General features: G+C 68.0%; 10 protein-coding genes and 1 pseudogene. 5 read left to right on the plus strand and 6 right to left on the minus strand.

Annotated elements, in window-relative coordinates; translation table 11 throughout:
* The 5 genes from JHW45_RS11610 to JHW45_RS11630 all read left to right on the plus strand — a co-directional run bounded on the left by JHW45_RS11610 (position 1) and on the right by JHW45_RS11630 (position 6,362).
* The gene (locus JHW45_RS11610) at positions 1–3,966 is read left to right on the plus strand and encodes a baseplate multidomain protein megatron (RefSeq protein ID WP_272857820.1); all 3,966 of its coding nucleotides are present in this window, start codon (positions 1–3) and stop codon (positions 3,964–3,966) included.
* A gap of 10 nt (positions 3,967–3,976) precedes the next feature.
* Positions 3,977–5,053: a DUF2793 domain-containing protein gene (locus tag JHW45_RS11615; protein WP_272857821.1), complete on the plus strand. Its 1,077-nt coding sequence runs from the start codon at positions 3,977–3,979 to the stop codon at positions 5,051–5,053.
* A 19-nt stretch (positions 5,054–5,072) separates the two neighbouring features.
* Positions 5,073–5,360, plus strand: coding sequence for a DUF6127 family protein (locus JHW45_RS11620; RefSeq protein WP_068282935.1), 288 nt, complete (start codon positions 5,073–5,075; stop codon positions 5,358–5,360).
* Positions 5,361–5,433: 73 nt separating this feature from the next.
* On the plus strand, positions 5,434–6,108 hold the full coding sequence (locus tag JHW45_RS11625; protein ID WP_272857822.1) for a YcbK family protein: 675 nt from the start codon (positions 5,434–5,436) through the stop codon (positions 6,106–6,108).
* 38 nt (positions 6,109–6,146) lie between these two features.
* Positions 6,147–6,362, plus strand: a complete 216-nt coding sequence (locus JHW45_RS11630; RefSeq protein ID WP_272857823.1) for a hypothetical protein — start codon at positions 6,147–6,149, stop codon at positions 6,360–6,362.
* A 205-nt stretch (positions 6,363–6,567) separates the two neighbouring features.
* Here the strand turns inward: JHW45_RS11630 and JHW45_RS11635 are convergent, their stop codons facing one another.
* The 6 genes and pseudogenes from JHW45_RS11635 to JHW45_RS11660 form a co-directional block, all read right to left on the minus strand.
* Complete coding sequence (locus JHW45_RS11635; protein WP_097176411.1) at positions 6,568–7,047, minus strand: DUF411 domain-containing protein; 480 nt, start codon at positions 7,045–7,047, stop codon at positions 6,568–6,570.
* A gap of 31 nt (positions 7,048–7,078) precedes the next feature.
* On the minus strand, positions 7,079–9,412 hold the full coding sequence (locus JHW45_RS11640) for a heavy metal translocating P-type ATPase (protein ID WP_272857824.1): 2,334 nt from the start codon (positions 9,410–9,412) through the stop codon (positions 7,079–7,081).
* Between the two features lie 48 nt (positions 9,413–9,460).
* The gene (locus JHW45_RS11645) at positions 9,461–10,813 is read right to left on the minus strand and encodes an APC family permease (RefSeq protein ID WP_272857825.1); all 1,353 of its coding nucleotides are present in this window, start codon (positions 10,811–10,813) and stop codon (positions 9,461–9,463) included.
* Positions 10,813–11,163 (minus strand): annotated as a pseudogene (locus JHW45_RS11650) (TVP38/TMEM64 family protein); the annotation flags it as partial. The pseudogene JHW45_RS11650 and the gene JHW45_RS11645, both read right to left, overlap by 1 nt.
* Positions 11,164–11,186: 23 nt before the next feature.
* Positions 11,187–11,333 (minus strand): hypothetical protein, encoded by a 147-nt coding sequence (locus JHW45_RS11655; protein ID WP_272857826.1) that lies wholly within the window; start codon positions 11,331–11,333, stop codon positions 11,187–11,189.
* 121 nt (positions 11,334–11,454) lie between these two features.
* The gene (locus JHW45_RS11660; protein WP_272857827.1) at positions 11,455–12,999 is read right to left on the minus strand and encodes a multicopper oxidase family protein; all 1,545 of its coding nucleotides are present in this window, start codon (positions 12,997–12,999) and stop codon (positions 11,455–11,457) included.
* Between the last annotated feature and the right edge of the window lie 96 nt (positions 13,000–13,095).

The raw sequence follows: 13,095 nt of genomic DNA on the forward strand, positions 1-13,095 counted from the left end.
ATGGCAACGCTTGTTCTCGGTGCAGCCGGCGCCGCCATCGGCGGTTCGATCGGCGGGGCGATCCTCGGCGTGAGCGCCGCGACCATCGGCGGCTTCATCGGCTCGAGCATCGGCTCGGTCGTCGACAGCTGGATCATCTCGTCGCTGGCGCCGACCCAGCGCATCGAGGGCGCGCGGCTCGACACGCTGCGCATCACCTCGGCCACCGAGGGCGCGGTGATCCCGCGGCTCTATGGCCGGATGCGGATGGGCGGCAACATCATCTGGGCGACCGATTTCCGCGAGGAGACGAAGACCACGACGCAGGGCGGCGGCAAGGGCGGCGGGGGCGGCAAGGTCAAGACCACCGAGTATCTGTACTACGCCAGCTTCGCGGTGGCCTTGTGTGAAGGCCCGATCACCGGCATTGGCCGGATCTGGGCCGACGGCAAGCCGATGGACCTCTCCGGCGTCACCTGGCGCTGGTATCCCGGCGACGAGGCGCAGACGGCGGACCCGTTCATTGCGGGGAAGATGGGCGCAGCCAACACGCCCGCCTATCGCGGCACCGCCTATGTCGTCTTCGAGGAACTGGCGCTTTCGACCTACGGCAACCGCCTGCCGCAGCTGTCCTTCGAAGTCTTCCGGCCGCTCGCCGATCCCGACACCGCCGAGGGGCTTACCCGCGCCGTCACCATGATCCCCGCCTCGGGCGAGTTCACCTATGCAACGCAGGCCATCCGCAAGACCGATGGCGGCGCGACGGTGCCCGAGAACCTGAACGCGCTGGCAGACACCACGGACATGGTGGAGGCGCTGGACCGGCTGCAGGCCATGGCCCCGGCGGTCGAGAGCGTCAGCCTCGTGGTGGCCTGGTTCGGCGACGACCTTCGCGCGGCATCGTGCAAGGTGCGGCCCGGCGTCGAGGTGTCGGCCAAATCGACCACGCCCGCCAGCTGGTCGGTGAACGGCGTCAGCCGCGCCAATGCCTTTCTGGTCAGCCGCGACGATCAGGACCGCCCCGTCTATGGCGGCACGCCGTCGGACTTCGCGGTGGTGCAGGCAATCCAGGAGATGAAGGGGCGCGGGCTGCGGGTTACCTTCTATCCGTTCATCCTGATGGACGTGCCGCCCGGCAACACGCTGCCGAACCCGTATTCCGACAACGCCGCCGAGACCGGCCAGCCGGTCTTCCCCTGGCGCGGCCGGATCACCTGTTCGCCTGCGGCGGGCTACGCCGGGACCGTGGACAAGACCGCCACGGCGGCAAGCCAGGTCGCGGCGCTGTTCGGCACGGCGACGCCCGCCAGCTTCAGCGTCGCGGGTCAGTCGGTTTCGTGGATCGGGCCATCGGGCGACTGGGGCCTGCGCCGCATGGTGCTGCACTACGCCCATCTCTGCGCGGCGGCGGGCGGTGTCGATGCGTTCCTGATCGGGACCGAGATGCCGGGGCTGACGACCATCCGCTCGGGCGCCAGCATCTATCCGGCGGTGCAGGCCTATCGGGACCTGCTCGCGGATGTGCGCTCAATCCTCGGGTCCGGAACGAAGATCGGCTACGCCGCCGACTGGTCGGAATACTTCGGGCACCAGCCGGGCGACGGCTCGGGCGACGTGTACTTCCATCTCGACCCGCTCTGGGCCGATCCGAAGATCGATTTCGTCGGCATCGACAACTACATGCCACTCTCCGACTGGCGGGACGGCTTCGAGCATCTCGACGCGGCCGAAGGCTGGCCCGCGATCTATGACCGGGCCTACCTGCAGGGAAACATAGCGGGCGGAGAAGGCTTCGACTGGTTCTATGCCAGCGCCGCCGATCGAAGCGCGCAGGTCCGCACCGCGATCACGGATGGCGGCGCGGCCAAGCCGTGGGTCTTCCGCTACAAGGATCTGCGCGCCTGGTGGTCGAACGCGCATTACGACCGCCCGGGCGGGGTGGAGAGCGGCACGCCGACGGCGTGGGCGCCGCAATCCAAGCCGATCTGGTTCACCGAGCTGGGCTGCCCGGCCATCGATCGGGGCACGAACCAGCCCAACGTCTTCTTCGACCCGAAGTCGTCCGAGAGCTTCACGCCGCATTTCTCGCGGGGCTGGCGCGATGACGCGATCCAACGCGCCTATCTCGAGGCGACGTATCTCTGGTGGGTCGAGGCGGCGAATAACCCGCTGTCCTCGGTCTATGGCGGCCGGATGGTGCATGTGCCCGAATGCGCTGCCTGGACCTGGGACGCGCGGCCCTATCCGTTCTTTCCGGCGCTGACCGAAATCTGGACGGACGGCGCGAACTGGCGGCTCGGCCACTGGCTGACCGGGCGGCTGGGTGCCGTGTCGCTGGCGGCGCTCGTCCGCCATCTCTGCCTGCGCGCCGGACTGCCCGCGTCCCGGATCGACGTTTCGGGGCTTTGGGGCGCGGTCGAAGGCTACGCCATCACGGCGCTGGAAAGCCCGCGTGCCTCCATCACCACGCTGTCGCGGCATTTCGGTTTCGACGCGGTGGAGACCGAGGGGGTGATCCGCTTCGTGATGCGGGGCCGGGCGTCAGTCGCCACTCTCTCGCGTGACGACCTTGTGGCCGCCCGCGATGGCGACGTGCTGGAACTGACGCGCGGCCAGGAGACCGAACTGCCGCAGGCGCTGAAGTGGCAACTGGCCCGCGCCGACGAGGACTACGACGCCGCGCTCGTCGAGGCCCGGCGCGTCACCGTGGACACGACGCGGATCGCCTCGGAGAGCTTCCCGATGGCGGTGCCGCCCGAGGAAGCAGAGCGCCGCTGCCGCCGCGCCCTGATGGAGGCGTGGGTGGGGCGCGAGACGGCGGCGTTCCGATTGCCGCCCTCGCGGCTCGCGCTCGATCCGGCCGACGCGATCCTGCTCGCGCATGACGGGCGGCTGGTCGATCTGCGGCTCGTCTCCATCGCCGACGCCGAGGCGCGCGGCATCGAGGCGGTCCGCCAGGACCGGACGACCTACGACCTGCCGCCCGGCGATCCCCGCGCGGCGTCGCTGACGCGCGCCGTGGTGTTCGGCGCACCGGATGCGGTGCTGATGGATCTGCCGCAGCTGACCGAGGACCAGCCGGCGCATCGGCCGATGGTCGCCGCGCACGCGGTTCCCTGGCCGGGCGAGATGGCGGTGTTCCGCAGCCCCTCGACCGATGGGTTCGATCTGCTGACGACGTTCGGCAGTCGCGCCCGGATCGGGACGCTGGTCTCCGACTTCTTCGCGGGGCCAGCGTCGCGCTTCGACCTCGGCAATACGCTGGTCGTCGACTTGCTGACCGGAACGCTGGAAAGCGTCACCGACCTGACGCTGTTCGGCGGCGCCAATGCGCTCGCCATCGAGAGCGCGCCCGGCGTCTGGGAGATCGTGCAGGCTGGCGCCGCAGAGCTTCTGGCGCCGGGTCGATATCGTCTGACCCGGCTCCTCCGTGGCCAGCGGGGTACCGAAGCCGGGATGGGCAACCCGGCTCCGGCAGGCGCCCGCGTCGTCGTGCTCGACGATAGCCTCGCATCGCTGCCAATCGCAGAGGCCGATCTTGGCATCCCGTGGAACTGGCGCATCGGCCCGGCGAGCCGCCCGGTCAGTGACGAGACCTATGTGCCGCAATCCTTCGCACCCGCGGGTGTCGGTCTGCGGCCGTTCTCCGTCGCCCATGTCGAGCAGCCGTGGCGAAAACCCCGCACACCCGGCGACTTGGCAATCCGCTGGACGCGCCGGTCGCGCGCACTCGCCGCCGACAGCTGGAGTGGGCTCGAGGTGCCGCTGGCCGAGGAACTGGAAGCCTACGAGGTTGAGATCCTCGACGGTGCCACCGTGAGGCGGGTGCTGAGCGCGACCACGACCAGCGCGATCTACACCGCCGCCCAGCAGACCGACGATTGGGGCGGGCCGCTCGGCCCCGGCGACGCGCTCGACATCCGCATTTTTCAGCTCTCCGCCCTCGTCGGGCGGGGCGCACCCAAGACCGTCACGCTGATACTCTGAAGGCCATCCCATGTCCGACGCCACGACCCATCTCCTGCTGCCCTACATCCTCGCGGCGCAGGCCCAGAAGCACGTCACCCATAACGAGGCGCTGCGGATCCTCGACGGGCTCGTCCAGCTCTCGGTTCTGGATCGCGATCTGGCAGCGCCCCCGGCGAGCCCCGCGGACGGCGACCGCTACATCGTAGGCTCCGGCGCGACGGGCGACTGGGCGGGCTGGGACCTGAACGTCGCGCTCTGGACCGATGGCGCCTGGCTGCGCCTGCCGCCACGCACAGGCTGGAGGGCATGGGTCGAGGACGAGCGTCTGCTGCTGGTTTTCGATGGCGCGGGCTGGGTCGGCACCACGCCGAGCGAGTTGCAGAATATGGCGCTGCTCGGGGTCGGCACGACGGCGGATGCATCGAACCCGTTCTCGGCCAAGCTGAACGCCGCGCTCTGGACGGCGAAGACCGTGGCCGAAGGCGGGACCGGCGATCTGTTCTACACCATGAACAAGGAGGCGGCGGGCGACGATCTCGGCCTGACGCTCCAGACAGGCTTCGTCACCAAGGCGCTGGTGGGGCTCTTCGGCTCCGACAGGTTCAGGCTCGCAGTCTCCGCCGACGGCAGCACCTTCTTCGACGGGCTCAGCGTGGACAACGCCACCGGCATCGTCGACCAGCCCCGGCTGCCGCGCTTCAAGGCGTATACCAACTACGACAACTATGTCGGCGTCGGGACCTGGACGAAGATCGGCCTCAACAACACCGACTACAACGATCAGGGCGCCTTCGATGCCACGAACAACCACTTCGTGGCGCCCGTCGACGGCACCTACCTCTTCGGCGCGACGCTCATGTACAAGGTCAACGCCAGCACGACCGCGCGCATGCGGGGGCGGCTGGTGCTGAACGGAACCACGGAAATCCGCGGCTCCGTCGGCGAGATCTCCGCCACCCATGTCTCGCTCGCCACCGCGATCTGGCTGCAGACCATGGTGCCGCTCACCGCGGGCGATACCGTCGAGCTGCAGGGGTATTTCCGGGTCGCGGACGGCTACTTCGCGGCCGATCACACGTCCTTCTGGGGCTGCAAGATCGGATGAGCGGCGGAAGGAGGATCCGATGACACCACCCCGATCCGACGGCTTCGTGCGCATGCCCGACGCCGAGTTCGAGGCGATCCTGACGCGGGCCGCCGAGGAAGGCGCTAAGCGCGCGCTCGCCGATGTCGGTCTCGACGGCGACGAGGCCGCGCTCGACATCCGCGATCTCCGCTCGCTCGTCGATTGCATCCGACTGGTCCGCCGCACCGCGATGCAGACCGCCGTCCGCATGATCACCACCGGCGTCATGCTGGCGCTGCTGGCCGGCATCGCCATCAAGCTCAAGATCTTCGGTGGCAGCCCGTAGCCGCGCCCCATCCCCATTCATCAGCCCGCAATCACCCGCCCTCGAGGCGGGTTTCTTCGTTTCGGAGGACCCCATGACCACGACATTCCATCGCCATTGGCGCGACGTTCCGGAGAGCGCATGGCGCTGGCGGAATTTCAGCCCAGCCGAGATCGCCTGCCGGGGCACCGGCAAGCTGCTGGTCAACGAACCCGCCCTCGACAGGCTGCAGGCGTTGCGTGACCGGCTGGGCAAGCCGCTGATCGTCCGCTCGGCCTATCGCAGCCCCGAGCACAATCGCGCCGTGGGCGGCGCCACCCGGTCGAAGCACCTCGACGGCGCCGCCTTCGACATCGCCATGGCGAACCACGACCCGGTGGCGTTCGAGGCCGCGGCGCGCGAGGTCGGGTTCCTCGGCTTCGGGTTCTACCCGCGATCAGGGTTCATTCATGTCGATCTTGGCCCCGCGCGTCAGTGGGGCGAGCGGTTCCCGGTCCGGGCGACTGCGTTTGCCGCCGAGACGCCGCCCGCTCGCGAGGTGCTGGCTGACAGCCGCACCATGAAGGGTGGAGGCGCGGCCGGAGTGGCGACACTGGGTGCTGCGGGCGTGGAGGTCGCGCAGCAGGTGTTGGCTGAGACGCAATCCGCCATCCTGCCGCTCGTGCCGTATCTCGACACGCTCCGTTGGGTGTTCATCGCCGTCGCTCTCGGCGGGATCGTGGTCACGATCTATGCTCGCCTCGATGACTGGAAGTGGGGGCGGCGGTGATTTGCGGGCTCCTCACCGGGATCGCCACGAGCCCATGGATGCGGGCGGCGCTGCGCTACGGAGCCATCGCGCTGGCAGTGCTCCTGTTCCTGCTTTCGCTTCGGCGCTCCGGGGAGCGAGCGGGACGCCTCGCCGAACGACTTGAAACTACGGAGAAGGCCAATGACGTCCAACGTCGGATGCTGGAAGCGGCGGCTCGCCGTCCTCGCGATCACCACGAGCTTGCTGACAGGCTGCGCGACGGTGAGTTCTGACGTCGAGGGCCTGGCGGCGTGCCCACCGGTCGTCGAGTACAGCGAGGACTTCCAGGAATCGGCGGCAGAGGAGCTGGCTCTGCTGCCGGAGGCCTCTGCGATAGTGGAGATGCTGAGCGACTATGCCGTGATGCGGGAGCAGGCGCGGACGTGCGATGGCCGAGGATCTTCGCTCGCGCCCGGGCTTCACCGGCACCCCACCGTGTCAGGCAGCCTCGTAGTTGGTGTACACCTCGGTGCTGCCGTCATGAAGGATGAGGAACACGTCGTAAGCCTCGCGTTCGCTCTCCGGCCCCATGCCGGGGGAACCGTAGGGCATGCCCGGAACGGCCAGACCCACGGCGTTGGGACGCTCGGCCAGCAGCCGCCGGATATCAGCGGCCGGCACATGGCCCTCGATCATGTAGCCCTCGACTTGGCCGGTGTGACAGGAGACCATCTCTTGCGGGATGCCATTGTCGGACTTGTAGCGCATCAGCATCGTGCCCATGCTCGCCTCGGTCGTGACGGTGAAGCCATCACCTTCCAGGATCTCGATCCAGGCCGAGCAGCAGCCGCAATTCGGGTCCTTCAGGACGTGTATCGACGGTCCTCCGGATTGCGCCAGCGACAGTTGGGGGAGCCCTGCAAGAAGGGCCGCGCTGCCGATCAGCAGGCCCCGTCGGGTGAGGGTGTCTTGTGTCATGTCGTTCTCCATGGGTTGAAGTCAGGTGCGCTCAGAGGTCGATCCGCCTGAGCCGCAGCGCATTGGTGATGACCGAGACCGACGAGAGGCTCATCGCCGCCGCCGCGATCATCGGCGAGAGCAGGAGGCCGGTCAGGGGATAGAGCACCCCCGCGGCGACGGGCACGCCTGCGGCGTTGTAGACGAAGGCGAAGAACAGGTTCTGCTTGATGTTCCTGAGCGTCGCGACGGCCAGTTTCCGCGCGCGGACAAGCCCCACGAGATCGCCGCGCATGAGCGTGATCCCGGCACTTTCCACGGCCACGTCGGCGCCGGTGCTCATGGCGATGCCGACGTCCGCGGCCGCGAGCGCAGGAGCATCGTTCACGCCATCACCGGCCATGGCGACCGACTTGCCCTTGGCACGCAGCTCCTCGACCAGCTTCTGCTTGTCCTCCGGCAGGACGCCCGCGCGGACCTCGTCGATGCCGAGCTTGCCCGCCACCGCCTCGGCCGTGCGCCGGTTGTCGCCGGTGGCCATGATGACGGTGAGACCCAGCGCGTGCAGATCGCGGATCGCCGCTTCTGTCGTCTCCTTGATCGGGTCCGCCACGGCGACGATCCCGGCGAGCGTGCCATCCACGGCGACGAACATCGCTGTCTTGCCGTCCGCGCGCAGCGTGTCGGCCTCTGCCTCGGCCTCGTCCGTCGACAGCCCGAGATCGGTCATCATCGCCGCATTGCCGAGCGCGACCCTGCGGCCCGCGACGGTGCCGTGCACGCCCTTGCCGGTAACCGCCTCGAAGTCCTGTGCGTTCTCGGGGGTCAACCCGCGGTCCTTCGCTCCCGAGACGATCGCCTCGGCCAGCGGATGCTCCGACCCGCGCTCCAGCGCGGCGGCAAGGCCCAGCACCTCCGCCTCGTCGCCGTGGAACGCCACCACATCGGTCAGTCGCGGCTTGCCCTCGGTCAACGTGCCTGTCTTGTCGACGATCACCGTATCGACCCGCGCCATGCGTTCCAGCGCCTCGGCATCCTTGATCAAGACGCCCGCCTGCGCGCCCCGGCCGGCGGCCGTGGTGATGGAGATCGGCGTGGCAAGCCCCAGCGCGCACGGGCAGGCGATGATCAGGACCGAAACGGCCGAGGCGATCGCGAAGGCCAGCGCCGGTTCGGGCCCGGCCCAGAGCCAGACGCCGAAGGCGATGATGGCTATCACAACGACGGTCGGCACGAAGATCGACGACACCTTGTCCGCGAGTCCCTGGATCGGCGCCCGCGACCGCCGCGCGCCCGCGACCATCTCGACGATCTGCGACAGCACCGTGTCAGCGCCCACCTGCGTCGCGCGCACCGCCAGCGTGCCGTTCTTGTTGATCGTGCCGCCGGTGACGCGGTCGCCCTCGACTTTCTCCACCGGGACCGGTTCGCCCGTGATCATGCTCTCGTCGACCGACGACCGGCCCTCGACCACCTCGCCGTCCACCGGCACGCTGTCTCCGGGCCGGACCCTCAGAAGGTCGCCCTCGACGATGTTCTCGAGCGGTGCGTCGTATTCCGACCCGTCTGCCAAAATGCGCCGAGCGGTCTTGGGCGCGAGGTCCAGAAGCGCGCGGATCGCGTCGCCCGTCCGCTCCCGCGCGCGCAGCTCCAGCACCTGACCGACGAAGATAAGCGCCACGATGACAACGGCCGCCTCGTAGTACGTACCGACGCCGTGGCCCATCCGGTATTCGGCCGGGAACACGCCCGGCGCGAAGGTCGCGACCAGCGAGTAGAGATAGGCCGCGCCGACGCCGAGCGAGATCAGCGTCCACATGTTCGGCGAGACATTGCGGATCGAGTCGATCCCGCGCCGGAAGAACGGCAGCGCGGCCCAGAGGATCACCGGGGTCGCCAGCACGAACTCGGCATAGACCGAGAGGCGGTGCCCCATCCACCCACGCACGTCTAGCCCGACGAGTTCGCCCATGGTGATGATGATGAGCGGCACGGCCGCCGCCGCCGAGATCCACATGCGTCGCGTGAAATCGACTAGCTCGTGACTCGGTTCGTCCGACGGCACCATGGGTTCCAGCGCCATGCCGCAGATCGGGCAGCTCCCCGGCTCGTCACGCACGATCTCGGGGTGCATCGGGCAGGTGTATTGCGTGCCGGGCTGGGCCTTCTGTCCGGCCTTCTTCGCGTTGCCGGAGGCGTAGAAGTACGGATCGGCGTCGAATTTCTCCTGGCACCCGGCGGAGCAGAAGTGGAACGTCTCGCCGTCGTAGTCGCGCGTCCGCGCACCCTCCTTGATCTCGACCTGCATCCCGCAAACCGGATCGGTCGCGGTCTTGGCGCCGGGTTTGATGTCGGAAGAAGCGTGATGGTGATGATGGGTGGCCATGATTGATGTCCTTTCTGTCCCGGTGTGCGGCCTCGAGTCGTTGGAAGGTCAAGAGGTGGGCTCGTGTCTTTCTTCTTGTGCAGAATGGTGGTTGCCATGCGCCGGTTCGCGTGATGGCGGGTTGAGCGCGAGGAAGACGCGCTCGAACAGGAAAACGGCGGTCATGCCGGCGATCGCGACGACGACGATCAGCGGGTCGCTCTGCCATTTGAGCGCGGCGAAGGCTGCGAGAACCACCGCGTCCAACCCGATCGCCGTCAGAAGGACCCATCCCCGCGCGGCGATCTCTTCCCGCAGGGTCCGCCAGACCCCCCAATGGATCAAGATGTCCATCACGAGGTAGAAGAAGGCCCCGAGCGAGGCGATCCGGCTGAGGTCGAAGAAGATGGTCAGCGCGCCGGCGAAGACCACCGTATAGACGAGCGTATGGTCGCGGATAGTGCCCGGCATGCCGAAATGGCTGTGCGGGATCAGCTTCATGTCGGTCAGCATGGCGAGCATCCGCGACACTGCGAAGATGCTGGCAATCACGCCCGAGGCGGTCGCGACCAGCGCGAGCGCGACGGTCAGGTAGAAGCCGACGCGCCCAAGGGCGGGCTCGGCCGCCTCTGCCAGCGCGTAGTCTTTTGCCGCCACGATCCGATCGAGCGGCAGGCTGGCGCCGACGGCGAAGGCGACGAGAAGGTAGACGACGACACAGATCGCGATGGATATGACGATCGCTCGTCCGACGTTGCGGTGCGGGTCGGTGACCTCGGCGCCGCTGTTGGTGATCGTCGTGAAGCCCTTGAAGGCCAGGATCGCGAGCGCCACCGAGGCAAGGAAGCCCGCAACCGCACCGCCATCCGCGCTTTCCGCCGCCTGGAAAGAGAAGCCGCCGGCCCAGAGCGCGGCAATGCCGAAGGCCGCGATGCCGCCCACCTTGAGCACCGCCATGAGCTGCGACAGAAGACCCACGGAGCGGTTGCCTGCCGCATTCACGAGGTAGGCGAAGACGATGAGTCCCACGCCGATGGCAGGGACCAGCCAGCCTTCGGGCTCCAGATCGAGCCCCCGCAGCAGGTAGGTCGCAAATGTCCGCGCCACGAGGCTTTCGTTGATGACCATCGACAGCGCCATCAGCAGCGCGGCACCGGCCGCGACCGTCGTCGGGCCATAGGCCTTCGTCAGGATCATCCCGATCCCGCCCGCAGACGGCCAGGCGTTCGACATCTTGACGTAGGTATAGGCGCTGAATCCCGTCACCAGGGCGCCAGCGACGAAGGCAAGGGGGAACAAGGGACCCGCAAGTTCGGCGATCTGCCCGGTCAGTGCGAGAATGCCCGCACCGATCATCACGCCGGTTCCCATTGCCACTGTATCGAAGAGCGACAAGCTGTTCTTCTGGTACTGCTGGGCCATCACCTCTTCCTTTCTGCCTTTCCGCGCGTGGCGGCCCAGATCAGCGGCAGCCCGGTCACGAGGCCGAGACCGAGAACCGCCCATGTGGCCCGGCCAAGGTCACCGCTCACCGCCTCGCCCCCGAAATGCGCCAGCAGGAAGCTCGCCGGGATGATGCCGGCGAGCGTCGCCAGCGCGAACCGCCAGGCATGCAGGCGGCTGAGCCCCGCGGCGTAGCTGATCATGTCGAATGACACGAAGGGCATGAGGCGGCTCGCAAAGACTGTCGCCGTCAGCGCGGTCTGCGAGCCGAGAAGCCCGGCATCGACCGAGGCGCCGAACACGCGCCGCAGAGCGTCGTGCCCCAGAATCATGCGATTGATCGTGTAGGTCATTATGACGTCCTTTCTCCAATTTTCCGAAGATATTTGATCAGCGCTGCTATGGCCAAAACCAGCAGCAGAAGGATCAGCAGGCCGAACAGCCAGCCGAACCCCATGCCCCAACCCATACCGGCGCCCATGTCGTTCCAATTCATCATGTCGTCCTCCTGTTTTCCGGGCTGCGAGAGGCCCGTCTCTGCGGATCTCGCGAGAAGGTGGTGGAGCGCGCCCGCAGCGATCGGTACGTCGGGGCGCTCGAAGCGAACGCCCCGCCTGCGGTCAGACCGAAGCCGATACCGCGAACTCGGTCATCATGCCGGTCGCCAGGTGCGGCATGTGATGGCAATGGACCATCCAGCGCGCGGCTTCGCCCGCGTCCAGCGCCACGTCCACCATCGACATCGGCGGCACGTAGACCGTGTCGCGGAGTGCGCCGGCAACGCGCTGGCCATTGATGCCGACCACCTGGAACACATGGCCGTGCAGATGCATCGGGTGCCCCATCATCGACATGTTGTGGAACGAGAGCACAACTCGCTCGCCGCTGCGCGCGACAATCGGCCGATGCTGACCCCAGACGGCGCCGTTGATCGTCCAGACATAGGGCTGCATCGAGCCGCCCAGCATCAGCATCTGGCCGCGATCCACAGGGCGTTCCGGCAAGGCGTCCACCGCGATCAGCCGTGCTTCCTGCGAAAGATCGGTGTCGAACGCGGGCGCTTCAACCTCCGCCACGGCATCAACGCGCCGCACCTCGGCACCAGGCGTGGCGAGGATCAGACCGGTGCGCTCCCTTGCGCCTTCGCGCAACGCGAGGATCGGCCAGGCTCCGGTTTCGCTCGGCAGGTCGATCTCGAGATCGAGCCGCTGTCCCATGGCAAGCCCGAACCGGTTTCCCGCCAGCGGCTGCACCGCATGACCGTCCACCGCGACGAGGCGCGCCCCGGCCGCACCGGTATCGATCCAGAACACCGTGGCCGCCGCGGCATTGATCACGCGGAGCCGGATACGGCCGCCGCGTTCGACCCGGACCACGTCGGGGTCAGATAGCGTGCGATCGTTGGCGAGATAGGCGTCCCAGTCGTAGTCGTTCAGGTCCATGGCCATGCCGCCCATCTGGCCGCCCATGCCCATCATCCCGCCCATACCCGGCATCTGGTCCATTGGCATGCCGCCCATCGCGCCGTGATCCATGCCCGGCATGGCGCCCATCCCGCCCATGGGCGTCCCCTGCATGGGTTGAGCGCCGCCGTGATGCGCGTGCGCGTCGTGTTCGCCGCCCGCGTGACCGCCGCTTATCTCGGCCAGAACCTCTTCCGGGGACTTGAACGAGAAATCGTGCAGGAACATCACGACCTCCTGCCGGTCGGCGGCGATGTCCTCGGCCGAACGCACGATCAGCGGCGCGGCGAGCAGCTGCATCTCCTGGACCGGGACATGGCTGTGCATCCAGTGCGTGCCGGGCCGCGCCTCGAAGTCGTAGGATCGTGTCTCGCGCGGCGCGAGCAGGGCCATCGGCATGTCGGGCACGCCGTCCTGCGCGTTGGGCGGGATCTGCCCATGCCAGTGTATGATCGTGCCGACGTCGAGATCGTTGGTCAGATCGACCCGGAACCGTTGTCCGGGATCGAGCACCAGTCCCTGGCCGCCGGGCCCGGCGAGGCCGAAGACCGAAGCCGCGCGTCCGTCGATGTCGAGCGTGCGCGTCGCGGCAGCGAGGCGGATCGGGGCCGCCGCCTGCGCGAGGGCAAGACGGGGCATGTGCGCAACCGCAACGGCTGCTGCACTTGCGGCGAGAAAGCCGCGTCGCGAAAGGGTGTTCATGGTCGTCTCCTCGGGACATCCCGTCCCGTCCATCAATGCCTATGGGACGCCGCGGGCGTCGGCCTGCGGCACGCTCAGAGGAGACGGAGCTTGGGA

Origin of the sequence: Paracoccus stylophorae, assembly GCF_028553765.1 — a bacterium.
In the GTDB taxonomy this organism is placed as follows: Bacteria; Pseudomonadota; Alphaproteobacteria; order Rhodobacterales; family Rhodobacteraceae; genus Paracoccus; species Paracoccus stylophorae.